Annotated in this window: 23 protein-coding genes and 1 pseudogene; 11 read left to right on the top strand and 13 right to left on the bottom strand. The window is 58.5% G+C overall.

Annotated features, from left to right (window positions below; genetic code table 11):
• Positions 1-289: 289 nt before the first annotated feature.
• Positions 290-481, bottom strand: coding sequence for a hypothetical protein (locus EXW71_RS01040; RefSeq protein WP_134657233.1), 192 nt, complete (start codon positions 479-481; stop codon positions 290-292).
• A gap of 189 nt (positions 482-670) precedes the next feature.
• Between EXW71_RS01040 and EXW71_RS01045 the strand changes: the two genes are divergently transcribed.
• Positions 671-1,144: a cation transporter gene (locus EXW71_RS01045; protein WP_134657234.1), complete on the top strand. Its 474-nt coding sequence runs from the start codon at positions 671-673 to the stop codon at positions 1,142-1,144.
• 397 nt (positions 1,145-1,541) lie between these two features.
• On the opposite strand, the gene EXW71_RS01050 is transcribed toward EXW71_RS01045, so the two are convergent.
• Complete coding sequence (locus tag EXW71_RS01050; protein WP_134657235.1) at positions 1,542-2,681, bottom strand: glutathione-independent formaldehyde dehydrogenase; 1,140 nt, start codon at positions 2,679-2,681, stop codon at positions 1,542-1,544.
• A 228-nt stretch (positions 2,682-2,909) separates the two neighbouring features.
• Between EXW71_RS01050 and EXW71_RS01055 the strand changes: the two genes are divergently transcribed.
• Positions 2,910-3,191 carry a hypothetical protein gene (locus EXW71_RS01055; RefSeq protein WP_134657236.1) on the top strand — a complete coding sequence of 94 codons (282 nt, stop codon included), beginning with the start codon at positions 2,910-2,912 and terminating at the stop codon, positions 3,189-3,191.
• Between the two features lie 6 nt (positions 3,192-3,197).
• On the opposite strand, the gene EXW71_RS01060 is transcribed toward EXW71_RS01055, so the two are convergent.
• Positions 3,198-4,262: a M28 family peptidase gene (locus tag EXW71_RS01060; protein WP_123718371.1), complete on the bottom strand. Its 1,065-nt coding sequence runs from the start codon at positions 4,260-4,262 to the stop codon at positions 3,198-3,200.
• Between the two features lie 242 nt (positions 4,263-4,504).
• Here EXW71_RS01060 and EXW71_RS01065 point away from each other — a divergent pair, with 242 nt between their 5' ends.
• The 4 genes from EXW71_RS01065 to EXW71_RS01080 all read left to right on the top strand — a co-directional run bounded on the left by EXW71_RS01065 (position 4,505) and on the right by EXW71_RS01080 (position 7,971).
• The gene (locus EXW71_RS01065) at positions 4,505-4,786 is read left to right on the top strand and encodes a hypothetical protein (protein ID WP_123718372.1); all 282 of its coding nucleotides are present in this window, start codon (positions 4,505-4,507) and stop codon (positions 4,784-4,786) included.
• A gap of 101 nt (positions 4,787-4,887) precedes the next feature.
• Positions 4,888-5,142, top strand: coding sequence for a DUF6555 family protein (locus EXW71_RS01070; protein WP_134657237.1), 255 nt, complete (start codon positions 4,888-4,890; stop codon positions 5,140-5,142).
• Positions 5,139-5,381, top strand: a complete 243-nt coding sequence (locus EXW71_RS01075) for a hypothetical protein (protein WP_372241298.1) — start codon at positions 5,139-5,141, stop codon at positions 5,379-5,381. The genes EXW71_RS01070 and EXW71_RS01075 overlap by 4 nt, the downstream gene beginning before the upstream one ends.
• A gap of 277 nt (positions 5,382-5,658) precedes the next feature.
• A complete protein-coding gene (locus tag EXW71_RS01080; protein WP_134657238.1) occupies positions 5,659-7,971 on the top strand; it encodes an FdhF/YdeP family oxidoreductase in 2,313 nt (770 codons plus the stop codon).
• Positions 7,972-8,070: 99 nt separating this feature from the next.
• Here EXW71_RS01080 and EXW71_RS01085 read toward each other — a convergent pair whose 3' ends face one another.
• From EXW71_RS01085 to EXW71_RS01115, 7 genes are all read right to left on the bottom strand, one after another.
• A complete protein-coding gene (locus EXW71_RS01085) occupies positions 8,071-9,864 on the bottom strand; it encodes a thiamine pyrophosphate-requiring protein (protein WP_123718375.1) in 1,794 nt (597 codons plus the stop codon).
• Between the two features lie 17 nt (positions 9,865-9,881).
• Entirely contained in the window at positions 9,882-10,739 is an 858-nt protein-coding gene (locus EXW71_RS01090; RefSeq protein ID WP_134657239.1) for an SDR family oxidoreductase, read from the bottom strand.
• Positions 10,740-10,890: 151 nt separating this feature from the next.
• Positions 10,891-12,006: a carboxylate-amine ligase gene (locus tag EXW71_RS01095; protein ID WP_134657240.1), complete on the bottom strand. Its 1,116-nt coding sequence runs from the start codon at positions 12,004-12,006 to the stop codon at positions 10,891-10,893.
• Between the two features lie 6 nt (positions 12,007-12,012).
• Positions 12,013-12,957 (bottom strand): class I SAM-dependent methyltransferase, encoded by a 945-nt coding sequence (locus tag EXW71_RS01100; RefSeq protein ID WP_177421580.1) that lies wholly within the window; start codon positions 12,955-12,957, stop codon positions 12,013-12,015.
• A gap of 55 nt (positions 12,958-13,012) precedes the next feature.
• On the bottom strand, positions 13,013-14,389 hold the full coding sequence (locus tag EXW71_RS01105; protein WP_134657242.1) for an iron-containing redox enzyme family protein: 1,377 nt from the start codon (positions 14,387-14,389) through the stop codon (positions 13,013-13,015).
• Positions 14,390-14,535: 146 nt separating this feature from the next.
• Complete coding sequence (locus EXW71_RS01110) at positions 14,536-14,889, bottom strand: YetF domain-containing protein (protein WP_134657243.1); 354 nt, start codon at positions 14,887-14,889, stop codon at positions 14,536-14,538.
• A gap of 8 nt (positions 14,890-14,897) precedes the next feature.
• Positions 14,898-15,119, bottom strand: coding sequence for a PLD nuclease N-terminal domain-containing protein (locus EXW71_RS01115; protein WP_134657244.1), 222 nt, complete (start codon positions 15,117-15,119; stop codon positions 14,898-14,900).
• Between the two features lie 302 nt (positions 15,120-15,421).
• Here EXW71_RS01115 and EXW71_RS01120 point away from each other — a divergent pair, with 302 nt between their 5' ends.
• The 3 genes from EXW71_RS01120 to EXW71_RS01130 all read left to right on the top strand — a co-directional run bounded on the left by EXW71_RS01120 (position 15,422) and on the right by EXW71_RS01130 (position 16,863).
• Entirely contained in the window at positions 15,422-15,598 is a 177-nt protein-coding gene (locus EXW71_RS01120; RefSeq protein ID WP_123718382.1) for a general stress protein, read from the top strand.
• A 310-nt stretch (positions 15,599-15,908) separates the two neighbouring features.
• A complete protein-coding gene (locus EXW71_RS01125; protein ID WP_134657245.1) occupies positions 15,909-16,460 on the top strand; it encodes an ATP-dependent Clp protease proteolytic subunit in 552 nt (183 codons plus the stop codon).
• Between the two features lie 133 nt (positions 16,461-16,593).
• Entirely contained in the window at positions 16,594-16,863 is a 270-nt protein-coding gene (locus EXW71_RS01130) for a DUF6555 family protein (protein WP_134657246.1), read from the top strand.
• A gap of 310 nt (positions 16,864-17,173) precedes the next feature.
• Here the strand turns inward: EXW71_RS01130 and EXW71_RS01135 are convergent, their stop codons facing one another.
• On the bottom strand, positions 17,174-17,674 hold the full coding sequence (locus EXW71_RS01135; RefSeq protein ID WP_134657247.1) for a CinA family protein: 501 nt from the start codon (positions 17,672-17,674) through the stop codon (positions 17,174-17,176).
• Positions 17,675-17,935: 261 nt separating this feature from the next.
• On the opposite strand from EXW71_RS01135, the gene ligD reads away from it, so the two are divergent.
• Positions 17,936-20,749 carry a DNA ligase D gene (gene ligD / locus EXW71_RS01140; RefSeq protein ID WP_134657248.1) on the top strand — a complete coding sequence of 938 codons (2,814 nt, stop codon included), beginning with the start codon at positions 17,936-17,938 and terminating at the stop codon, positions 20,747-20,749.
• A 35-nt stretch (positions 20,750-20,784) separates the two neighbouring features.
• Here the strand turns inward: ligD and EXW71_RS29290 are convergent, their stop codons facing one another.
• On the bottom strand, positions 20,785-21,648 hold the full coding sequence (locus EXW71_RS29290) for a methyl-accepting chemotaxis protein (protein WP_372241314.1): 864 nt from the start codon (positions 21,646-21,648) through the stop codon (positions 20,785-20,787).
• Positions 21,643-22,398: pseudogene (locus tag EXW71_RS29295) on the bottom strand (HAMP domain-containing protein); the annotation flags it as partial. The pseudogene EXW71_RS29295 and the gene EXW71_RS29290, both read right to left, overlap by 6 nt.
• Before the next feature lie 136 nt (positions 22,399-22,534).
• Here EXW71_RS29295 and EXW71_RS01150 point away from each other — a divergent pair.
• Positions 22,535-23,737 carry a multidrug effflux MFS transporter gene (locus tag EXW71_RS01150; protein WP_134657250.1) on the top strand — a complete coding sequence of 401 codons (1,203 nt, stop codon included), beginning with the start codon at positions 22,535-22,537 and terminating at the stop codon, positions 23,735-23,737.
• Positions 23,738-23,807 lie beyond the last annotated feature (70 nt).

Raw genomic sequence — 23,807 nt, forward strand, 5'->3', positions numbered from 1 at the left:
ACCTTTTTCAAACGGGAAAATTCAACTTGTTCTTCTGTAGGCGACGATAGCGGTGCTCATTGGGGCGCACACGAACACAAGATAGCTGTTAAAACGACGCCCGACAGCTGCCGCAACCTCAGTGAACGCAGAGTCAATTCAGAGAAGCACGTAGACGGCTGAGCACCTCGTTTAACATAATATACATTATGCGAACCTAGACAATCTCCTTGTGGGGCTCTTGCTTGATGCTTTTCACCAGATGATCAGGCTGGCCAGGCCGAATTTCTCGCATGCGAGAAAAACACCCTCACGAATACGATGATGGCCGCTGCGCTTCTTCATCTGCATTGATACGGATTTTGGCGCGTGAAACAACGACCATCGCTTCGGCAATGTAAGCCGCGTCACCTGTGTCGTAAGCGTCAGCCAAAAAGACTGTCATGCCTTCTGAATCAACCAGCGAGTCAGCTGGGTCATAATCATAAATCGGCTCTGTCATAACATGCTCCAGGGAAAATCCATTCGTGAAAAAAACGCCTGCGAGAAACTCCACCTCTGACCGATAGCGCCTCAAATTTGAACGGAGTGCTTGCCGGGCATCCGCAGATTTTTCACAGACTGACTGTCAAACTGCTTGGCGGCTATTTGTGCAGACCAACGTCTCAAATCATCCGAGAACCAGGCAAAAATGAATGCTTCACCATCTCATACCAGCATCACAGGTCTACGCCGTGCCGTAGCCATAGTCGGGTTAGCAAATCTGGCCTATTTTTTTGTGGAGTTTGGCGTTGCCCAACGTATAGGCTCAGTTTCATTGTTTGCTGATAGCGTCGACTTTTTGGAAGATGCCGCAATAAACTTTTTAATCTTCGGCGCGCTTGGCTGGTCACTACGTAATAGAGCCCGAATAGGCATGGTCTTAGCTGGCGTTCTCCTGATTCCTGCTCTTGCTCTGTTCTGGACTGCGTGGCAGAAATTTAATGCTCCAACACCTCCCGACCCGTGGGTTCTGTCTATTACAGGCCTTGGCGCGTTGACCATAAACGTGAGCTGCGCTTTTTTACTGGTCAAATTTCGTCACCACAGTGGCAGCCTAAGCAGAGCCGCTTTTCTGTCCGCTCGAAAAGCTGCACGGAATGAACACGCTTCAGCTGAGGCTTGAACATCGCTACTTCTCAAAAGAAATAAACTGTAGTAATAACTCAACTAAACAACCATTTAGTTGAGTTAATCAATAATACAACCCCACACCAATTACTTACTCTCGTCGGCCTTACCCTCCTGCATCTGCACAGAAGACTTGGTTCCACTTGAATTGTTCTTCGTAGCATTATCGGCATTATCAAAACATCCATGCAGCATGAATACACTGCACAAGCCCAAGCACATATAAAGCCTTTTCATAATCGTTCTCCTGATTGTCAGTAAGCTATATAAATTGCCACCGCAACGGTGATGAAGCATTCACACCTCACACCGTGCGGCCCGCAGCCCCCGCCCTCCTCCTTGTAAAAAACAACACCTTGAGGTAGCAGGCCCGCAGTAGTTAACCGTTCGTTTCAAGCTGCAGGCTTGAGTACAACCTTCGTCCAGCCTTCATCACGCGCGTCGAAATGCTTGTAGGCGTCTGGCCCTTCAGCGAGTTTGAGGCGGTGAGAGATAATCTGGGAGGGCTTGGCGCGTCCGTGATGGATGAGTTCGGCCAAGCGACGATTGTAGGCTTTGACATTGGCCTGCCCGGTTCGGATCTGCTGCCCCTTGAACCAGAATGCGCCGAAATCGAAGGCCATCTTGCCCTCCTTCGCCAGCTCGTTTTTTGCACCTGGGTCCTGCGGCACGAACACGCCGACGACGCCGATTCCGCCAGTCGCCTTGGTGGAGGCCACGAGATTATTCATGGTGAGGTGATTGGCTTCATGACCATGGCGGTCGCAGCATTGGTAACCGACGCACTCACAACCACGATCCGTACCTTTACCATGGGTCAGATTCAGTATCTGATCCACCGCTTCCTTTTCGAGCGCATTGATGGGCGTTGCGCCCATCTGGGCAGCCAGCTTCAAGCGATCAGGGTGACTGTCGACCACGAACACCTGGGACGCGCCCTTGATCATGGCTGAGTGGGCGGCCATCAAGCCCACCGGCCCGGCACCGTAGATGGCAATGCTCTCGCCAGGCAGCAGGCCGGCCAACTCGGTGGCATGCCAACCGGTCGGAAAGATATCGGAGAGCATGACGTAATCTTCTTCGCGCTCTTGCGCATCCTCGGGCAGCACCAGGCAGTTGAAGTCGCCATACGGCACCCGAAGCAGTTCGGCCTGGCCGCCCTGATAGGGGCCCATGTCGGCGAACCCGTAAGCGGCCCCTGCACTTCCAGGGTTAGCCGTCAGGCAGAACCCGGTCAGGCCCTTCTCACAGTTTTCACAAAAACCGCAGCCGATGTTGAACGGCAGACACACCCGGTCGCCGACCTTGACTCGATCTACGCCGGCGCCAATTTCAATCACCTCTCCCAGGTTCTCGTGCCCAAATACTCTTCCCGTTTCAAAGGAAGTTCGGCCCTCGTACATGTGAAGATCAGAGCCGCAGATATTGGTGGCGGTAACTCGCACCAGAACGTCGGTGGGCTTCTCGATTTTGGCGTCCGGAACATTTTGCACGCTGACGTCACGCGGACCATTGTAGACGATGGCTTTCATTATGTTCTCCCAGAGGCAAGACGAAAGAAGTTTCGCCAGCACATGTTTAATCTGTCTGAAGAGCAAATCGTATGTTCAAGAAAATCGCGTCATGACTGACGAGCGGTACCTTTTACAATGACTTCATAATTGCAAAAAAACTGAATTATCCGTCCCTGGATATCTCTGTTCAGTATCTGGGCAGCCTTCCCTGCTTTCATCTGTACAGTTGATAAACGAGGAACCTCTATGCCGAACGTTATTAACGCAACTCCACAATCGATCAAAATTGAATACCTGCTGGACACGCTGTTCGGGGTCAATGCACTCACCAGCGAATGCATGGCGCAGATGGTCAGCAAAGCCCCCAGCGTCCAACTACGTCTCACGCCGCCATGGCCGGCGCAACTGAAACATGCCCACAGAATTGCTTTCGAATGGGATGGCAGCGCCTACCGTGGCGTTGTGCAACACGCTGAGCTGATGCCCGGCGGCGACCTGCTGTTGGACATCGACACCGCAGGCCAGTGACCCCTTTCACGCGGTTGCCAGAAACTCCACCAGTGTCGCCGCGCATGCCTCAATCGCGCCCTCCACGATCAGTTCATAACCGTGGGTATTTTCCGTCGGGATGGCCACACAGCCGGCTTGGGCGGAAGTCCCGTTACTCATCACGGCACTCGCGTCCGAAGCAAAATCCACCAACAATGCATATTGCGGGCTGTAGCCGCACCGCTCGGCGGCAGCTGCCAGGTCCGTCACGACGGATCGGGTGTAATAGCCTTTTTGGTCCCCCGTGTTAATGATCGGATCAACGCCCAGGCGTGTGCCGTATTCCTCCATGACGGGCCCCACTTCTACAGCGATGGTGGTATCGCCAGGCAGCGTCGCTGCGGCGTACATGGCGCCCGCATTGCATTCCTCTTCAAGCGTGGTGAATACCAGGTAGATATCGCGGGCAAGCGCATGCCGGCGCGGTTGAAGGCGTTGTGCGGCATGCAAGACGGCGGCGATAGGCGCGCGGTCATCCAGGAAGTGCGCGGCAATCGCATCCCCGACCCGGAAGGGCTCGCGCCAATGACGGCTCAACACCACACGGCTTCCAGGTCGAACGCCCTGCTTGCGCAATGCCTCGACCGTACAACGGGTGATCACATGCACGTCGTTCCAGTGCACGTTGCCCGCCAGCACATCAGCCCCTTGCGCCGTATTTTTGGTGACGTGCATTGAGCCGAATGACAACACGCCCGGGATGATGTGCGCATCGCCCAGGATATCCACGGGGCACATACCAAAGTTGACGGGGTTCGCCCCACCGAGCGCCGTCACCCGCAGCGTGCCATCGGCTTCGACACGCTTGACCACCATGGCGATCTCATCCATATGCGCCATGACTTTAACTGCACGGCCACGGTTGCCATCGCTCTGTTTGCCCTTGATCAAACCGACGACATTCCCCGCTGGATCAACCCAGACCTCGTCACACAGAGGTTGCAGGCTCTCCAGGCAAATGGCACGGACTTCGTCTTCCTGGCCACCCGGCCCGCGTGCACGCAGTAGCCGGGTGAGTAATGCCGAAGATGGATTTTCGGTGTTTTGCATGGGATGACTCCCCTCCTTCGCGGATAAGTGAGTGCGCTGTCAACGCCACGCTAAAGACGACCGTTCAAACCCATCAGTGTTCAAGCGGATGTCGGGGCGCCCCGCAAACCGATAACGCCTGCAACCAAACGCCGATCGACCGCACCACTCGCTCATTTGGATTGAACGATCACGGGCCCGCCCTTCTCTATCGCAACATACGAACTCGGGAGCAACGGCCCGCTTACATGAGGTAACCCAGCATGTCTTACGACTTCCAAGGTACTGCCAGCGTGATTACGGCTTCGCGCCATTTGGGTACGCCCTCTGATGAGCGCCTGAATGAGTCAGTCGAGATCCGGATGACCAGCAGTGGCAAGCCGACCATTGCACGTTTGAACTTCGACACCCCATTGGATTGGCCGGGCCATCCCAACTTTGTCACCGTCAACCTGCCCGACGGCTCGTCTGTCAGCGGTGTCATCGTCGAGATCGAACGACCTGTGGATGCGCCCGGTTGGGTAGCGTTCACCGTGGATGATTGAGGTGGCGTGAGCGCCCGCGCTCACCTATCGAATTGTCGAACAATTACTTTGAATTTTTTTTGACGTCAATTATCTGTAGATCATGAGCATAGGGAGTCCTCATGAAACACAATGATCTATTCACTATCGAGTATCAGCTTCACGGCGAGCCGAAATCATTCATCGTGCGAGCGTCGCAGATGAACAATGCCGAGGCTTGGCATTGGGCAAGTTGCGATGCAGGGGTAGCCATCATCCCCAAATTTGGTCGAAACGCCCTCAAGCGTGTCTCCAAACCCATGGCGGAAAAATACGGCATAACCCAGGTACGCTGGAGCAGTGCGGCGCAGATTCAGTGGGCGGAGGGCTTGACATGATCCACAGCCAGACACTTGGTTACACAACAACACAAGAGCGAGATGACCAAGTCGCGCGCAACAACCAGATGTTTTTCGAAGCCGATCGACTGGATGCGCTAGCGTACAAAATCATTGAGTCCTACAGCGATGATGCGCAGACATGGGCGCGCTTCACCGAAGCCAAGAAGCTCGCGGATGCGCAACGCACTGCGGCGTATCGAGAGTGGATGCGCATCCATCGTACGATGCGAAAGTAACCGTCGTCCTGCCGGTAACGGGGCTGGCGGTCAGCTGACTGTCACGCCCCTGACTCAGGGTCGTTTGAAGGCCCGCCGGGGAGCGACGCCTCCTTGATCGACATCCGTCTCCCAAACACGCTCGACTGTCGGGTCCGCTGATGTGTCGCTGCGCTCAGTCGTCCCAGTTGATGTCGAGCCACGCAGACAGACGGCATCGCCCATCCAGCAATCTACTCGAACCTTTGCATCGCCCCGCCCGTCCCAACTGTATCCAGCCAATGCCCGGGAGCGCCCGATGCTTATCTACCCCAAGAGCCATTTCCAGCCCTACACCAATGCCGCCGGCGGTTGGGGATCGGCCAAGTCGGTGATGCAGATCCTATGGCGGGAACAGGCACTGGCCAAGGCTCCTGCTGCGCTGTTCAAACAAAACAAGCCGGACGGGTTTGCCTGTGTAAGTTGCGCCTGGGCCAAGCCCGGAAAACCCCACGCGCTGGAGTTTTGCGAGAACGGCGCCAAGGCCACCGCCTGGGAACTGACCTCGCTGAAAACAGACCCGTCGTTCTTCGCCGAGCACAGCCTCGGCGCGTTGCGTACCTGGTCCGATTACGCGCTGGAACAACATGGCCGCCTGACCCACCCGCTGCGCTACGACCCCGCCACCGACCATTATCGGGAAACCTCGTGGGAGGACGCCTACCGGGAAATCGGCGCGCAGCTCAAGGCCATGGACCCCGACAGCGTAGTGTTCTATGCCTCCGGGCGGGCCTCGCTGGAGACCTCCTTCATGTACCAGTTGTTCGCGCGCGCCTACGGCACCAACAACCTGCCCGACAGTTCCAACATGTGCCACGAGAGCACCTCGGTGGGGTTGCAGGAAAGCATTGGCGTGCCGGTGGGCACTGTGACTCTGGAAGACTTCGAGCACACCGACTGCCTGTTTTTCTTTGGCCAGAACGTCGGCAGCAACAGCCCTCGCATGCTGCATCAGCTGCAGGACGCGCGCCGGCGCGATGTGCCCATTATTACCTTCAACCCCCTGCGCGAGCGCGGCCTGGAGCGTTTCGTCAATCCGCAGTCACCCAGTGAAATGCTCACGCCCGGCTCAACGTTGATCAGCACCCAGTACCATCAGGTGTCCATTGGCGGTGACTCGGCGGCCATCGTCGGTATTGCCAAGGCACTGCTGGAAATGGATGACCGCGCCACCGAACACGGCACCCCCGCGGTCCTCGACTACGACTTCATCGCCAACCACACCGAAGGCTTCGAAGCCTTCACCACGTATGTGCGCAGCTGTGACTGGACGCAACTGGAACACCAGAGCGGGCTGACGCGCGGCGCACTGGAAGCGGCCGCGACCGTGTATGCCCACAGCCGACGCGTGATGTTCGTGTACGGGATGGGGCTCACCCAGCATCGACACGGCGTGGCCAACGTGCAGATGCTGGTGAACCTGATGTTGCTGCGCGGCAATATCGGCAAGCCGGGCGCCGGGATCTGCCCGGTGCGCGGCCACTCCAATGTGCAGGGGCAACGCACCGTGGGTATCACCGAAGACCCGAAAAAAGTCCCGGTGGACCTGATCGAACAACACTTCGGGTTCAAGGTGCCCGAGCAAATGGGCTTGTGCACGGTGGATGCATGCGAGGGCATTCTCAGCGGTCAGGTACGCGGTTTTATCGGCCTGGGTGGCAACTTCCTGCGCGCGATTCCCGACACCTCGCGCATGGAGCCCGCGTGGCAAGGGTTGCACTTGAACGTACAGATCGCTACCAAGCTAAACCGCACGCATCTGCTGCCTGCGCGTCACTTGTGGCTGCTGCCGAGCCTGGGACGTATCGAAATCGACCGGCAGGACGGAGTGGCGCAAGCCTATACCACCGAAGACAGCACCGGTTGCATCCACAGTTGGCGTGGCAGCAGTGAACCCGTCGGCCCACAGGTGCGCGCCGAAGCCAGCATCGTTGCCGGGCTGGCAATGGCCACCCTCTCCCCTGCCTGCACGATCGACTGGCATGCCTGGAGCACCGACTATGCCAAGGTTCGGGCAGCCATTGGGCAGATCTATCCGCAGATATTCCACGATATGGAGACCCGCATGGCCGAGCCCGGCGGCTTCCATCGCCCGATTGCCGCTGCGCAGCGCAAGTGGCTGACGCCGAGCGGCAAGGCCCTTTTCGTCAAGCCCACAACCCTGGCCGAAGATGACGACGTGAACCTTGCGCAACCGGCACGGGATGTCCTGCAACTGATGACGCTGCGCAGCAACGATCAGTTCAACACCACTGTCTATGGTTATGACGACCGTTTTCGCGGGGTCAGCGGCACCCGCGAGGTAATCTTCATGCACTGCAACGACATCGTGCGCCTGGGTTTTGCGGTCGGTGAGCACGTGATGCTGACCACGGCCATCGAGCCGGAGGTCAAGCGCCAGGTCGGCCCCTTCGAAATCATCGCCTACGACATTCCCGAAGGCTGCGCCGCCGCGTACTACCCTGAATGTAATCCGCTGGTGCCGCTCTGGCACCATGCCGAACGCAGCAAGGTGCCTGCCGCCAAATCGGTACCGGTGCGGCTCAGCGCGTCGCCGACTCACCCAGGATAAACGCCACCATCACCATGCGGCGCTGTGGCGATGAAATACAGGCTCACGAATAACTAAGCCGACGGCGCCCACCAGGTTTCGGAGCGCCGCAGCCGTGTCTTATTTTTTTGCGCTCCCCGCCAGTACGCCGGCCAACACTTGCTTCGCGGCCTGGACGATGACCCCGGCCTCATCCGGGTCGCCCTTGAGTAAGGTGGTGGCGAATTTCTTCGCTTGCTCCAACTTGATATGCGGTGGCAGTGGCGGCACGTTCGGATCGGTCTTGAACTCGATCAGCACCGGCACCTCGGATGCCAGCGCCTGCTCCCAGGCAGCCGCCACGTCGTCCTCGTGGTCGACGAAAATCCCCTTCAAGCCCAGTGAAATCGCAAACAGGTGATACGGCACATCGGGAATATTCTGCGAAGCCTCGAACTTGGGATCGCCTTCCATGACGCGCTGCTCCCAGGTGACCTGGTTCAAGTCTTCATTGTTGAACACCGCGCAGATCCATTTCGGGCTTTGCCACTGACGCCAGTATTTGGCGACGGTGATCAGCTCGGCCATGTTGTTCATCTGCATCGCGCCATCGCCCACCAATGCGATCACGGTGTTCTGCGGATGCGCGAACTTGGCGGCAATAGCATAGGGCACGGCCGCGCCCATGGAGGCCAGGCCGCCGGACAACGAGCACTGCATACCACGCCGGATCTTCAAATCACGCGCGAACCAGTTGGCACAGGAACCGGAATCGCTGGTGATGATGGCGCCATCGGGCAAGCGTGGCGACAGTTCATACACCACCCGTTGCGGGTTGATCGGCTTGGCCTTGACCAGGGCGCGTTTTTCCAGGGTTTTCTCCCAGCTCGCGCGCCAACCCTCGACCTTCCCGCGCCATTTGCGCCGGGTCTTGTAGGTAAGCAGCGGTAACAGCGCCGACAGCGTCTCTGCGGCGTCACCGACCAGGTTCACCTCCATGGGATAGCGCAGGCTCAACATGTCGGGTTGCAGGTCGATCTGCACACCACGGGCCTGGCCTTCCTTGGGCAGGAACTCGGCATAGGGAAAGCCCGAGCCGATCATCAGCAAGGTGTCGCACTCGGTCATCAACTTATAGCTGGGCTCGGTGCCCAACAGGCCGATACTCCCCGTGACCCAGGGCAGATCGTCGGGCAATACCGCTTTGCCGAGCAACGCCTTGGCAACACCGGCGCCCAGCGCTTCGGCAATGGCGATAACCTCGTCGGTGGCCGCCAACGCCCCCGCGCCGACGAGAATCGCAACCTTCTCGCCGGCATTCAGCACATCGGCTGCGCGCTGCAGGTCAGCCGCATAGGGAACCACCCGAGGCTTGGTATAACCGACCCCTGAATGCAGCGTGCCATGCGCCCTGGCGGGCGGCTCGTAGGCCGCCTCCTGCAAATCGTTGGGCAGGATAATCGCCGTCACTCGGCGCTCACCCACCGCCGTACGAACAGCTCGGTCCACCAAGTGACGCACCTGGGAGGGCACCGAAGCCTGCTGCACGAATGCTCCCGCCACATCCTTGAACATCGAGACCAGATCCAGCTCCTGCTGGTAATGGCCGCCGAGTGCCGCCCGGGCCTGCTGCCCGACAATCGCCAGCACCGGCATGTGGTCCAAGCGTGCGTCATACAGCCCGGTGATCAGGTGTGAAGCACCTGGCCCGGAGGTCGCGATGCACACGCCCAGCTCGCCGGTGAATTTGGCGTGGGCCGACGCCATGAACGCGGCCATTTCTTCATGACGTGCCTGGATGAATTCGATCTTGCCCTGCGCCCGGCTCAACGCGCCGAATACGCCATTGATACCGTCGCCCGGGTAACCAAAAATTCGGGTTACGCCCCATTGGCTGAGCCGTTCAACCAGGAAGTCACCTACTGTCGTCGTCATCGGTTGCCTCGCTTGACTCAAAGAATCGGTTTGCCACCCGTCACGCCGTAGCGTTCGCCGGAGATATAGCTGCCCTCATCCGACGCCAGCAGCACGTAGATGGGCGCCACTTCGACCGGCTGGCCAGGGCGTCCCAGCGGCGTGCTGCCACCGAAATTTTTTACAGAGTCCTCCGTCATCGTCGATACGATCAACGGCGTCCAGATAGGCCCGGGGGCTACGCTGTTAACGCGGATACCGCGCTCGCCGAGCATCTGCGCCAGGCCCGCGGTGAAGTTGGCAATCGCGCCTTTGGTCGCCGCATAGGGCAACAAACTGGGGTTGGGCGCGTCGGAATTGACCGAGCTGGTATTGATGATCGAACTGCCCTCGGCCATGTGCGGCAGCGCGGCCTTGCAGATGCGGAACATCGCGGTGACGTTGACGTTGAACGTCTTCACCCAGTCCTCATCAGGGATGTCTTCCAGGGTTTTATAGGTCATCTGGAATGCTGCGTTGTTGACCAGTACATCGATGCGCCCGAACTTCTCCACCGTGTCGTTGACGATCGCGGTGCATTGATCCGCGTTGCCCAGGTCACCGGGCAACAGCAGGCATTGACGCCCCGCTGCCTCGACCCAGCGTGCGGTCTCCTTGGCGTCTTCATGTTCATCCAGATACGAAACCGCGACATCCGCGCCTTCGCGTGCAAAGGCTATGGCCACTGCGCGACCGATGCCGCTGTCGGCCCCCGTGATCAACGCAATTTTATTGGCCATGCGGCCCGAGCCTTTGTAGGTCTGTTCACCACAATCGGGCATCGGGTCCATCTTGCCCTGGTCGCCGGGCACGGGCTGCTGTTGAGGTTTGAAGGGTGGTTTTGGATAGCTGTTCATCGTATTTCCTCCGGATGTGATTATCTTTGCGAGGGTCCGCGGGACGGGGAAGTTCAGACGGATTTGCATAAATCGGATAACAGCGCGGATGCGGCGTGGGCAAAAACAGTCGTGGCGAAAGACCTTGATTGCCGATCAGGCCGTATACGCATCAGGCGTCACGGCTTTCTTCCAGCAACAGGTCAGCCACCGCTTGCCGACCTACCAGGGCAGACGACGCTTGTGCACCGAAGACCCGTAGCTGACGCTCAGCGCTGCTGCCGTCGCGCAGCATTTGCCGTGCCTGGGCGAACACGCCCTCCTCGCCCAGTGCACGGGCGGTTTCGCCCAATTGCTGCTGCGCCAGCACCAGCCATTGTTCAAGCGATACGGGCTCTGTGTCCGGTGCCAGTACAAAGCGCCCGGCGCGGCCCCAGCGCCTCGCTTGAATGCGGTTTTCCTTGAGCAGCCAATGACGTTCAACACAGTATTGGCTGCCGGGTGCCGGCATCTGGCAGGCGTGTTTGACCATCACGCGGAACAGCCCGGCCAGGGCCAGCGCATCGCTCAATCGCGGGCATGCATCGGTCATGCGCAACTCCAGTGTCGGGTAGCTCAACGAGGGTCGGCAACCCCACCAGATATTCGCGTCACTGGCCAATGCCCCGCTACGTCTCAACAGACTCAGGTATCGCTCGAAGCCCAATTCATCCGATAGATATTCAGGAATACCCATGCGTGGCCACTCGTCACACAGCACCTGCCGATAACTGCAATAGCCACTGGGTTGACCCTGCCACAACGGCGATGAAACGCTGAGGGCCAGCAGCATGGGCAACCAGGGCAACACCTCGTTCAGCACGGCGATCCGATCGACCCCCACCGGGATTTCTGCGTGAACATGCAGCCCACTGAGCACGCTGCGCTGCGCAACGATCTGGAACTCATCGAACAAGCGCTGGAAATGCGCCTGGGGTGTCGCGCGTTGCGCTTGCCAGTCGGCCAACGGGTGCGCGCCGCTGCATATAAAACCCAGCCCGTGCCCGGCCAACGCCAGGCTCAATTCGCGGCGGACCCGGCCAAGGTAAGTGGCGGCTTCTGCGGAGCTGTCAAACACCGGCGACGCCACTTCGATCTGGCCCTGGAACATCTCATAGGAGAAGCCCTTGCCAATGGCCTCGCGGCATGCCGCTAGCACATGCGCCGACGGCTCGGCGAGCATGCGCCGCGTGCGCAGATCGGTGATGAAATATTCTTCTTCGATGCCGAAGCGCTGTGCGCGGTCCATAAGCGATCAACTCAGGCGGGTAACAGTAAGCGCCACCGCGGCGATGCGTTCGACGTGCTCATAGCCCGGTTGTTCCAGTTCTTCGCCGAACACATCGGGGTCCAGCTCCTGGTAGGTCCAGCCAAAAGCGTCGCTGGTCAGCAAAGCGCGGGCCGCCTCAAGAAACACATCGCGCCCCTCAACCATGGCTACCCCGGTGTAAAGCAGTAAGGTGCCGTCGCGCTCCAGGCGCGGCAGCGCTTCACGCAGGATACGCAGCGACAGCGCTTCGCCCAGCTCACCGCCGCCGTGGCGATAAGAACGCTGCTGGCTGTCTTTCATATAGGGCGGATTGGCGAGGATCAGGTCAAAGCAACCGTCGACGCTGTCGAGCACATCGCTGTGGTAAACGCTGACGTTCGGTGCCCCGGCCAGTTCCGCATTGACCGCACTCAGGCGCAGCGCCTTGGGGTTAATGTCCACCGCGAGCACCTCGGCGTCGGGACGCGCACGCGCCACCAGCAAGGCAGCGGCGCCCGATCCGCAGCCGATGTCCACGGCGCGGCGTATCGGCGCGAAGCGTTGGCGCAGGCAGCCTTCTATCACACTGGCAAAACGGTAGGTGTCGGGGCCGAAAAACACCGAATCAGCCTCCTCGGTAGGAAACGCCGAATGCGCCAGCAGCAAGGGCCCCAGGGTCGACCAGCGCACCGTGCTGTGCCAGCGGTCGTGGGCCTTGACGATGATTCCGGCCTGCTGCAGTTCCTCCCGTTCGGCAGCTTCGAACACCTGCGTATCGAAGGGCCGCGACCAACCGAAAATCCCCCGCATGTCACTGGCCGCTGCGTTATCCCAACGGGCAATGACCCGCTGGTGGGTCAGCGGCGTGGGCGTGATGAAGCGATAGCCCTGCGCCTGCAGGCGACGGCCCAGGTGCAGCAGCGCGCGGTCGGCTTGCGATTGGGCCGATATCACGGGGGGCGTTGAACACAGCAGCGATTCGAGCATGGTCGGGGTTCCTTGTCGGTCAGCGCAGACCTGCGCGCAATTCGATAAAACGACGGGTCGCAAACAAGCCGGCGGGACGATGATGGCGGTGAGGGCCAAGCCACGGCAGTAACAGGGCCAACTGCTGCTCACCATCGTGTTGTGCCAGTGCGTTGCGCAACGCGCAGGTTTCAGGGTCATCCGGCGTGTGCTCGTTCGCGCCTGACGACACCGGCCGCACTGGGCGTGGCCGTGCACTACTTTTTGCATCGCGCCAATCGCCTGCTATCCAGTCCCGCAGCAGTTGTTTTTCATAGCCGCTGAACACGCCAAACATCGCGGCGCCCGGGCCTTCGATCAGTTGCCAGAAACGACTGTCCTCGGGCGCCTGGTGTCGCTTGATCCAGCCCTTGTCCTCAAGGGCCTGCAAAAAACTGCGGATCTGCCCCGGCTGCGCCAACCATTGGTTGACACTCTTGCCGTCGAAGCGGCAGTAGTCCGAATGCATGTGCTGGGCGAACGGCCGCTTGCGTTCAAGCATGGCCACCACTTCTTCTTCCAGGTCGAACGCCTGGATCGCCGCCGTGGTGCCCTGTCCAAGGTCGTTCAACTGATAACCGCGGCGTACCCGTTGCCAATACTCGGTAGCGTCCATTCCGTTCGGCATCAAGGCCAGGACCGCCTGCACGGCCCGGCGGGCATGGCCGCTGCTGGCGTTGTCGATGGTCACATGGAGGCTGAAATAATAGGGGTCGATCCCCAGTTCCTTGAGCTCGTAGGCGCAGATCAGCAAGTGCAATGGCAACTGCTCATAACCCAGGTTGTAGCCGAGGATCTCCGGCATGTGCGAGGCGCCGCTCTGGCCGAGTGCCAACTGGATGGCGCCCTGGTGAAAATGCTGATCCTGCCAGCCGAAATCACCGTCGCAGCCTTGTTCGGCCAAGAGACGCTGGTATATCGCGACGTGGTTCTGCGTCGGCTCGCCATCGCCGAGCTCTTCCAGGTAAGTGGTCAAAAGTCCGTCATAGCGGTAGTCCCGCCAGTGCGCGAGCACACCGTAGAGCCAGGCACCATCCACCTGTTTGGTCGGCGCCACGCACTGCAGGAAGTACAGGGCGTGGGCTTTGTTCTGGAAATACCGGCGGCCGCCGCCTTGCTGCCGGTCTTGCAAGTACTGCGCATATTCCTGGGCAACGGCGGTGCAGTTGCGTTCGACCCAGTTCATCAGTTGGTCAGGCGACATGGGCAATGCGCTGTCGTCCGCGGCGCCGACGTGATCCAACTGCGCCTGCAGAAACTCCGCCGCCGCTTGCGCGGCCCCGGCGTCCCAATCGGCGAGCAGGCGCTGGTACTGGCTACGCAACGGCCCTTCATGCTGCCACTGAGAAGCACTTTGCAGGGTTTGAAAGACAGTCATGGCAGGCTCCATCTACAAGTTTTTCAGGCCTCGGCGACTGCCAACACCCGTTACGCGACGCTTTTTAGCGCCTCTATAACGAGAGAGCCGATCCTGGCTCAAATAATTCCATCGGCGTGCGCCAAGGTCTGACCAAGGGCACGTTGTCAGGGCTTCAAACGTTTCTCGTCTTCCGGGCCCGGTGTCACCCGCGCGCCTTCACCGTCTGCATTCATATCGCCCTCACCTTCTCTGGACACTCGCTCATCGTCGGTGAGTCCCTGGCCAATGTCTTTTTCCGGCAACTGCGCAGGGGGCTCCGTTGCAGGTTGGCTAGTAGATTGCGTTTTCATAGGCATGGCCTCCTCGGCTGACTCATAGGGAATGATTGAAATTTTTCCATTGCGTTCAAGAGTCGCGAATTTGATCCGGCTGATTTCAACAATGCACTTGGCGGATCGGGATGCTGCAAGAATGTCGTCTTCGTCCAATCGCGCCTGCTTCAGACGCCTGTGAAGCACGAACCCTGCTAACCCTTGCTGTGTTCAGGCGAGGATGGCCCCTTGGTGACACCGCGTGGGCCGGCAATAGCCCATATGGCTGCGCCTAAAAACGGCAACAGCACAACTATTGCAGTCCAGCCTGCCTTTTTCCCCGACCTGTTATCGCTTCGCCAGACGCTGTTGATGATCCACAGATCGAGCAATATGAGGACAACGGCCAAACCTATCCAAAAGTAAGTAGTTTGCATGGGTGCACCTCCGGGTTATGCACTGTTAGGTAATGCATAGACTCGCAGGGTTCATTATTTTTAAGCGCTGCCTCGCGCACTAGCGAAGCGGCGCCATGCCACTACTTCAGCATCACCGGCCGGGCAAAGTTATACGAAGCGGCGTTTTTCAAATGGTTTTGTACAAGTTTAACCATGGGTTTTACCGTTTATCGGCAATTCAGAAACTTCTCAAAACGATTAGCAAATTGGGCTTATCCGAATAGGTGTTCGCTGCACGAATGTGCAACTAGCGAAACGACAACTCATTGTGGAGATCTATCATGACTACCAGCAATAAGAACCCTGGAAATTTCGCCAACGATCAGCAAAAAGCTTCTGAAGCCGGCAAAAAAGGCGGTCAGTCGTCTGGCGGCAATTTTGCCAATGATCGCGAAAAGGCTTCCGAGGCCGGCCGTAAAGGTGGCCAGAATAGCCATGGCGGAGGGCGCAAGTCGTAAGTGATCCAACAGGGGCAGCTTCTGCTGCCCCTTCCTTTCAGCCGGAGAACCCACCATGCGCGCTGCACTCGAACCTCAGCGACACGCCCCCAGCTCTACGACCGCCAGTGACACCCCACCGGCAGGCGCTGCCAAGACATTGCCAAAAGCCCGCTCCTGTTATGAACGAATGGAAACGGTCGAGAACGCCGAAGCGACCATCCGGCCCGAGCAGACGCCTCCCGTTTGCGAACGAACGAGCTAGCACCGCTGTTCATTGACCGGCAGCCATATGTCCTGAACATCCGATCACCCGTGTCAGAGGTGCCTTATGCCTTTACATGTCATCCACTTCACCGGCCCGGTCAACGCCTCGACCTGCAGCCAGCTCATCGAAAAGTCCTCATTGGCTGTCCAGCAGAACGCCACCGGCCTGATCGTGAACATCGCGACCATGGGCGGTGAATGCAGTTATGGCTTCACGATGTACAACTTTTTACTCGCACTCCCGATTCCGGTGCATACGCATAACTTGGGCACCGTGGAGTCCATGGGCAACATTATTTTCCTGGCGGGCGAACGCAGGACGGCGTGCGAGCACAGCAAGTTCCTGTTTCATCCGTTTCATTGGCATGTACAGGGTGCCGTCGATCATTCGCGCATGTCGGAATACGCCATGAGCCTCGACTATGACTTGCAGTTGTACGCGCGCATCGTTGCGCAACGAACCGCACAGGCCGTCGAGAAACTGGACACCGAAAAATACTTGATCGCCGCGCCGCGCATTCTTGATCCACACCAGGCGATGGCCAGCGGCCTGATCCATGCGATCGAATCACCCGTCATCCAGGCGGAGTGTGCATGCAGTTTCATTCACTCCTAGCCAGGGAACATCAGATGCCTGCGAAAAATAAAAATTGGACGAGGAAACCCCATCACTCTCAAGAGGTGTGAAGGAGAGCGGCTTCAAACCCGGACACTTTCTGAGGTGATGACAACATTCAGAAGGAGCTCACATGAAAAACTCTTTATACATTATCGAGTATGAACTTCATCAAGTTCCCAGGTCTTTCATAATAAGAAGCGAAGCCATGTCCAATGAAGAAGCATGGCACTGGGCCTGCTGCGATGCAGGCATTGGCATCATCCCCCGTTCCCGCAACGACAAGATCAAACGAATAAGCAAACCGCTCGCTGAACGCTTCGGCCTTGAAAATGTAAAGTGGCGCCCGTCTGGAAGTATTCCATTTATCGCACAACCCTATATGCCCCCCCCGCCTGAATGAACACAGCGATTCGGTGTTTATATAAAAGCAAAAAAAAAGCCCGTACTCAGTACGGGCAAATCAGGAGTTACCTTGAGACTGCAGGAGTTAACAGACTCAGTATTAAGAAGTTAAAAGCACGGTAATGGTTTGTTTTCTTTTACTTATGACCGACGAACGGCACGACTCATAAAAAAAACGCAGATTTATTCGCGCAAAGGTGCAAATAGAGCACGCCTTGGCCAAGTAGCTGGAGCGCAAATAGAAAAAATGTCCAGCCGGTCCTTGCACTGTGAAACTAAAACTATGAATACGCTGATAATCGCCTTCCTCAACCGCTCTCCCCTGCCAATGCACGCTCGTAGAAATGGGAAAGACATTTCAAAGCGTGTTCTGCAGCGTACATCTGCACCTGCTCACGCGAGCCAGTAAAACGCTCTTTTCTGCTGAATAGGCGAAGGCCCCGAGGGGTACGGTAACCCCAGGCAAAACAGACAGTCCCGGCGGGAATACCCTCTACGTCATCTGGCCCCAGAATGCCGGTGGTGGCAACGGCGACATCGGCCGCGCTATCGCACAACGCACCCTGGGCCATTTCCCTGGCGACCTCGCAGCTGGTCAAGTTGAACGTTTCGATCGTGTATGCACGCACCTTCAACAGCCGCTGCTTCGCTTCGGGCGAGTAGACAATGTAGCCGCTGTCTATAAACGAGCCACTGCCCTCGACCTCTGAAAGCAGCGTGATAATTTTTCCGGCCGTACAGGATTCAGCGGTGGTAATCACCAAACGGTTGGATTTCAGGAACTGGACAGTTGAAGCAGCTATGGTCATTCCGCCCCCCTCGGCATATGCACATATCAACGCAAACGGCGCGGTTGCAGCGCCGCCTGAATGCACCTGCAACGTCACTGTATTCAACGAAGCCAGGTGAGTTGCACATGAAAAATGACAGGGGCATCTGGGCGGTTGTTCAAAATTTCTCCGCTGTTTTCGACGACGTCACCGCTTCCACCTGACCTGGAGTGATTGTGAACTCACGGCACTTGCACGCACTCGGATTAGAAGCCATGTGAACAAAGGAAGAAGGACGCCATGCAGAACCTCAAAATCGCCACGTTCAACATCAACGGCATAGGCGCGCGACTTCCAAACCTGCTGCAATGGCTCGAAAAAGAGCGGCCGGACATCGTTTGCCTGCAGGAACTGAAGGCACAGGACAAGGCGTTCCCCGCCGGCGAGCTTGAGGCGGCAGGCTATGGCTCATTGCATCACGGCCAGGCTGCATGGAACGGCGTGGCTATTCTCGCGCGCGATTCCGAGCCTCTTCTGATTCATAAAGGCTTGCCCGGCGCGCAGGACGATCCGCAGTCGCGGTACCTCGAAGCGGCGGTGCATGGCGTGATTGTCGGCTGCCTGTATCTGCCCAATGGAAACCCGCAGCCCGGCCCCAAATTCGATTACAAGCTCAAGTGGTTCGAGCAATTGATCGCGCATGCCGAAACGCTACAGGCCAGCGAACACCCGGTCGTCCTCGCGGGTGACTACAACGTGGTGCCCACCGACCTGGATATCTATAACACGCGCTCATGGCTCAAGGATGCGCTCCTGCAGCCGGAAAGTCGCGAGTGCTTTCACAGGCTGCTGGACCAAGGTTGGATCGACTCGGTGAGGCATCTGTATCCGGAAGAGCGCGTGTACACCTACTGGGATTATTTCCGTCAGCATTGGCAGAAGAATTCCGGTTTGCGCATTGACCACCTTCTGCTGAACCCGGTGCTGGCTCCTCACCTGAAGAATGCCGGCGTGGATGCATGGGTCCGGGGCGAAGAGCACCCCAGCGACCACGCTCCGACATGGATCGAGGTCGCATCCAGCCTGCCGCGCAAGCGCACAGCCGTGCAGAAGAAACGCTCGGGAAAATCGGCAGTGCCCAACCCTGCCGAGAAGCCCCCCGCGTCCCCTGCCAGGTCGGGACAGCCTCAGCTGACCAATGCCCAACCCTCCGCGCTGCCGGAAAGCCTGAAGCCGGAACTGGCCACGCTGGTGGATTCGGCCCCTGAGGGTGATTGGCGATATGAAGTCAAGTTCGACGGCTACCGCATCATGGCCCGGGTGGATAAGGGCAAGGTGCGCTTGTTTACCCGCAATGGCCATGATTGGACGCACAAGCTTCCTCGCCAGGCGCAGGCCATTGCCGGCCTCGCCTTGACGTCCGCATGGCTGGACGGCGAAATCGTGGTTGCCAATGAGCAAGGCGTTCCTGATTTTCAGGCACTCCAGAATGCTTTTGAGCTGGGCCGCGACGGCAACATTGTTTACCACCTCTTCGACATGCCCTTTCTCGACGGCATGGATTTACGCGAGGTGCCGGTCGAACAACGCCGGGAAGCCTTGTCCAGAGTACTGGAGAGCAATGAAGATGAGGCACTGAGGTATTCGCAGGACTTCGCCGAAACGCCGCAGGCACTGCTGGACAGCGCATGCCAGATGCAAATGGAGGGGCTCATTGGTAAACGCGTTGGCAGTGCCTATGTGTCCCGTCGCAGCGGCGACTGGATCAAGCTCAAATGTAAACGTCGCCAGGAATTCGTCGTCGTCGGCTATACAGAGCCAAAAGGTTCGCGCAGTAAGTTCGGCGCGCTGCTCCTGGGCCTGCACGACGTGGACAGCGGCCAGCTCAAATACGCCGGGAAGGTCGGCACCGGCTTCAACCAGGTAACCCTGAAGACGATCTACGAACAGTTAACCCCCCTCGAAACCGGGAAGCCTGCCGTGGTAAACCCGCCCACGGGTTTCGAGGCCAAGGACGTGCACTGGTTGAAGCCTTCGCTTCTGGCAGAGGTTGCCTTTGCCGAAATCACAAAAGAAGGGTCCGTGAGACAAGCCGTATTCCAGGGGCTACGCAACGATAAACCCGCAAAGTCGATCATTGAAGAACGCCCCGCCCATAGCCCCGACATCGCGAAAAAGCCCGAAAAAAAACCGCCATCTGCGGCGAAGGCCAAAGGTAAAGGCAGCGACGACGGCTCCACCACGATCCGACTCACCCATCCGCAACGGGTGATTGACCCGAGCAGCGGCGCAACCAAACGTGACCTGGCGGATTACTGCATCGGCATCTCTGACTGGTTGCTACCGCAGCTACTCAATCGTCCGGTCGCGCTGGTGCGCGCTCCCGACGGAATCGGCGCAGAGCTGTTCTTTCAGAAGAACGCGGAGCGTCTGGCCATCCCCGGCATCGAAATCATCGGTAAAGCAGAGACCGGCCATCCTGTGATGTTGATCAACAACATAGAGGCGCTGATAGGCGCCATCCAGATGAGCACCATTGAACTGCATACCTGGAATGCCGTTGCCAAGGACCTGCATCGCCCTGATCGATTTATTCTCGACCTCGACCCCGATCCTGCACTGCCATGGAAAAGCATGGTGGAGGCAACCCAACTGACATTAACGGTACTGGACGAACTGGGGCTTAAATCTTTCCTGAAAACCAGCGGCGGCAAGGGCATCCACATTGTTGTGCCATTGACGCCGAAAGCCGACTGGGAGGCGGTAAAGAGCTTTAGCCACGCGATTGTCAGGCATATAGCCAACCTGCTTCCCGATCGGTTCTCGGCGGTTTCCGGTCCCAAGAACCGGGTGGGACGGATTTTCATCGACTACCTGCGCAATGGCCTGGGCGCAACCACCATTTGCGCCTATTCGCCACGTACCCGCGAGGGTTTGCCGGTTTCCGTGCCGATCTTCAGAGATGAACTTAAAGAGATCAAAGGCGCTAACGCCTGGAACATCCACAACGTTCATCAACGTCTGGAAAACCTCGACGTTGACCCGTGGGCGGATATGCCTGGAACAAAGCAGACCATCACCGCCCAGATGCGCAAACGCATCGGTCTCAAGTAGCGCCGTCTCTGCCTCAGTTATCTCGAGACAGGTGATTACAGCCGGAACCGGTCCACCGACTGCGACAGCTTGACCGCCAGGCTGGACAACTCGTCCGTCGTCGAAGCGGTTTCACCGATCACCCGGCTGTTGGTTTGCGACATGCCGGCGATCATCTCCACCTGATGCGCAATTTCATTGCTGGCCAGGCTCTGTTCACCGATGGTGCGGGAGATATCCGTCACCAATTCAGTGGTGTTCAGCGTTGCCTGGAGAATCTCGCGGATGGCCCGTTCGACATCGGCGGTGACGGCCATGCCTTTATCCACTTGAGCGACACCCTCCTCCATACTCGTCACCGCTTCCCGGGTGCTTTGCTGGATTCGTCCGACCATGCTGGCAATTTCCTGGGTTGACGCACTGGTACGCCCGGCGAGGCTGCGCACTTCATCGGCGACAACGGCAAAACCGCGCCCCTGCTCTCCCGCGCGAGCGGCTTCGATGGCAGCGTTCAGGGCCAACAGGTTGGTTTGATCGGCAATCCCCTTGATCACCTGGATGATGCTGTAGATCGCTTCGGACTCCTTGTCCAGCGTACGAATGACCTGGGCCGACTGCTGCGCGGAACGCGCAATGCTGTCCATATCAGTCACCACCTGATGAATCACCTGGCCGCCGTCTTTGGCCAAGGCCTGCGCCTGATTGGCCATGTCCAAGGCGCGTTCGGCATGCCGGGTGATCTCCTCGATGCTGGCGGTCATTTCACTGGCTGCGGCGGCCATGGCGCTGGCGGCGGAGCTTTGTTGCTGGCTGCTGCCGGCTACTTCATGGCAGCCCTGGCTCAGTTGCTCACTCATGCCGTTGACGCCATGGGCGTTGCTGCGCACCACTTCGATCATGCGGCGCAAGTCCTGCTGCATGGTCGCCAGGCTGCGAATCAATGAGCTGGCTTCGTCCTTGCGGTTGGGTTCGACGATCGGCTCGCTCAGGTTGCCTTGAGCGATGCTTGCGGCAATGCGACTGGCCGTGCGCAAGGGCGCCATGATGCTCAAGGCAACCCAACGGCCCTGGGCCAATAGCAGCAACAGGCTGGCGATCAACACCACCGCCAGGGTGAAGTTGGCGTTACGGATGGTCTGACGCGTACCGACGCTGGCTTGTTGGGTATTGTGTTCGATCTGCTCGCTCAGCGTCGCCATCTGTTCTTCGAGCTGGCTGAAGATGCCATTGAATGTCGCCAGTTCTGCGCGTGCGGCCTCTGGGTTTTCCAACGCCAGCGCGACGATGCGCTCGCCGGCGCTGATATAGGTATCCAGGGTGGGTTTGATTTTTTCCAGGTTCGTCCTGAGCCCGTCGTCCAACGGCAACTTGAGGTTGTCGCTCAACACTTGCCGAAAGTGTTCGGCATGCTCCTTGAGGGAGGTATTGACTTCGGCCGGGGTGCTGGCGCTTTTCCCCAGGCCCACCAGCATGGCCGCCAAAACGTCGGCGCGCAGTGCGTCGTGCATCATGTCGGCTTCCATGTGGTTACGCAGCACCGTCATGCTCATTTCGCTGTCCTGCACGGCCCCGGCCATGCGCGTATTCCCCAGGTAACCGGCCAGGCTCATGATCAACGCCGTGAGCAATCCGGTCGCAATCAATAGCACCAAGCGTAATTTGATCGTCATGCTGATATCCCCTCAGGCAACTGCACTAACGTCACTGACCACGTTATCGGCAGCGTTTGTCGTCAGTGAAGACTAAGTTTGCGGATCTGCACGGTTCCTTTAAGCTGACCGGCCTCTGCTTCGCCTGGAACCGCACATGCCCCGTAGTCTTGCCCACCTCGCTTTGTTGCTGGGGTTGATCACCGCCATCGGCCCGTTCGCCATCGACAGCTACTTGCCCGCCCTGCCCACATTGGGTGCCAGCCTGCATGCTTCGCCTGCGGCGGTGCAGATGAGCCTGACTGTGTTCTTCGTAATTATCGGCGTGTGCCAGTTGTTCTATGGGCCGATCAGTGATGTATTCGGGCGCAAACCGCCTATTTATGCAGGCTTGGCGATCTTTGCCGTGGCCAGTGTCGGCTGTGCGCTGGCCCCCACTATCGAAGTGCTGATTGGCTTTCGTGCCTTGCAGGCCTTTGGCGCGTGCGCCGGGATGGTGATTCCCCGGGCGATTGTCCGTGACCTGTATACCGGCCATGAGGCCGCACGCTTGATGGCGTTGCTGATGCTGGTCATGAGTGTTTCGCCGATCCTGGCGCCCTTGGCCGGTAGCGTGGTGATCTCGCTCTGGAGTTGGCGCGAAGTGTTTGCCGTGCTGGCCGTCGTCTCGCTGTTGTGCCTGGTGATGACCATCGTGCAGTTGCCCGAAACCCATCCGGCCGAACGCCGCCTGGGCAGAACCCTGGGCAATGCCATCGGTAGCTATGGGGTGTTATTGCGCGATCCGGTATTCATCGGTTTGTCGCTGGTCAGTGGTTTTGGCCTGGCCACCTTCTTCGTGTTCATCGGCAGCGCACCGTTCGTGTACATCGAGTATTTCGGCCTGACACCGACGCAATTCAGCCTGTGCTTTGCCCTCAATGCCGCTTCGTTCTTTACGATGAGCCAACTCACGGCACGTCTGAGCGCACGTTTTGGGCTGGCGCCGCTGATTCGCTGGTCAGTGATCGCAGTGGCCGGCGTGTTGGGTTTGCTGGCGGTGACCACGGCCTGGAGCAGTAACCTGGCCTTGATGATGAGCCTGTTGTTTATCGGCTTCGGTTTCCTCGGCCTGCTGTTGCCGGCCGCCGGGGTATTGTCGCTCGAGGATCATGGCGCGGTAGCAGGCTCCGCATCGGCGCTGCTGGGAGCCATCCAGATGATCACCGGCGCGGCGTGTATGGCGCTGGTCGGCGTGTTTGCCGATCACACACCAGCGCCCATGTTGGTCGGCATCGCACTCTGTGCGGCAGCTGCGCTGCTTGTCACCTTGTGGACCTTGCGCCGCCTGCCGTCGCACCTGACAAGCGCACGGTCTTGACATCGTTTTCACTGATATCCGCTATCGGCCGGAATCCGTTCAGCCCGTGGGACCAGGGTTTATAGAATGG

This window comes from Pseudomonas sp. BCA17 (assembly GCF_004519405.1).
Taxonomy (GTDB): domain Bacteria; phylum Pseudomonadota; class Gammaproteobacteria; order Pseudomonadales; family Pseudomonadaceae; genus Aquipseudomonas.

What these genes read in the sequence shown, in the direction of transcription:
- EXW71_RS01040 (WP_134657233.1), bottom strand. Translation starts at nt 481, where the DNA reads ATGACAGAGCCGATTTATGATTATGACCCAGCTGACTCGCTGGTTGAT.
- EXW71_RS01045 (WP_134657234.1), top strand. Translation starts at nt 671, where the DNA reads ATGAATGCTTCACCATCTCATACCAGCATCACAGGTCTACGCCGTGCC.
- EXW71_RS01050 (WP_134657235.1), bottom strand. Translation starts at nt 2,681, where the DNA reads ATGAAAGCCATCGTCTACAATGGTCCGCGTGACGTCAGCGTGCAAAAT.
- EXW71_RS01055 (WP_134657236.1), top strand. Translation starts at nt 2,910, where the DNA reads ATGCCGAACGTTATTAACGCAACTCCACAATCGATCAAAATTGAATAC.
- EXW71_RS01060 (WP_123718371.1), bottom strand. Translation starts at nt 4,262, where the DNA reads ATGCAAAACACCGAAAATCCATCTTCGGCATTACTCACCCGGCTACTG.
- EXW71_RS01065 (WP_123718372.1), top strand. Translation starts at nt 4,505, where the DNA reads ATGTCTTACGACTTCCAAGGTACTGCCAGCGTGATTACGGCTTCGCGC.
- EXW71_RS01070 (WP_134657237.1), top strand. Translation starts at nt 4,888, where the DNA reads ATGAAACACAATGATCTATTCACTATCGAGTATCAGCTTCACGGCGAG.
- EXW71_RS01075 (WP_372241298.1), top strand. Translation starts at nt 5,139, where the DNA reads ATGATCCACAGCCAGACACTTGGTTACACAACAACACAAGAGCGAGAT.
- EXW71_RS01080 (WP_134657238.1), top strand. Translation starts at nt 5,659, where the DNA reads ATGCTTATCTACCCCAAGAGCCATTTCCAGCCCTACACCAATGCCGCC.
- EXW71_RS01085 (WP_123718375.1), bottom strand. Translation starts at nt 9,864, where the DNA reads ATGACGACGACAGTAGGTGACTTCCTGGTTGAACGGCTCAGCCAATGG.
- EXW71_RS01090 (WP_134657239.1), bottom strand. Translation starts at nt 10,739, where the DNA reads ATGAACAGCTATCCAAAACCACCCTTCAAACCTCAACAGCAGCCCGTG.
- EXW71_RS01095 (WP_134657240.1), bottom strand. Translation starts at nt 12,006, where the DNA reads ATGGACCGCGCACAGCGCTTCGGCATCGAAGAAGAATATTTCATCACC.
- EXW71_RS01105 (WP_134657242.1), bottom strand. Translation starts at nt 14,389, where the DNA reads ATGACTGTCTTTCAAACCCTGCAAAGTGCTTCTCAGTGGCAGCATGAA.
- EXW71_RS01115 (WP_134657244.1), bottom strand. Translation starts at nt 15,119, where the DNA reads ATGCAAACTACTTACTTTTGGATAGGTTTGGCCGTTGTCCTCATATTG.
- EXW71_RS01120 (WP_123718382.1), top strand. Translation starts at nt 15,422, where the DNA reads ATGACTACCAGCAATAAGAACCCTGGAAATTTCGCCAACGATCAGCAA.
- EXW71_RS01125 (WP_134657245.1), top strand. Translation starts at nt 15,909, where the DNA reads ATGCCTTTACATGTCATCCACTTCACCGGCCCGGTCAACGCCTCGACC.
- EXW71_RS01130 (WP_134657246.1), top strand. Translation starts at nt 16,594, where the DNA reads ATGAAAAACTCTTTATACATTATCGAGTATGAACTTCATCAAGTTCCC.
- EXW71_RS01135 (WP_134657247.1), bottom strand. Translation starts at nt 17,674, where the DNA reads ATGACCATAGCTGCTTCAACTGTCCAGTTCCTGAAATCCAACCGTTTG.
- ligD (WP_134657248.1), top strand. Translation starts at nt 17,936, where the DNA reads ATGCAGAACCTCAAAATCGCCACGTTCAACATCAACGGCATAGGCGCG.
- EXW71_RS29290 (WP_372241314.1), bottom strand. Translation starts at nt 21,648, where the DNA reads ATGCAGCAGGACTTGCGCCGCATGATCGAAGTGGTGCGCAGCAACGCC.
- EXW71_RS01150 (WP_134657250.1), top strand. Translation starts at nt 22,535, where the DNA reads ATGCCCCGTAGTCTTGCCCACCTCGCTTTGTTGCTGGGGTTGATCACC.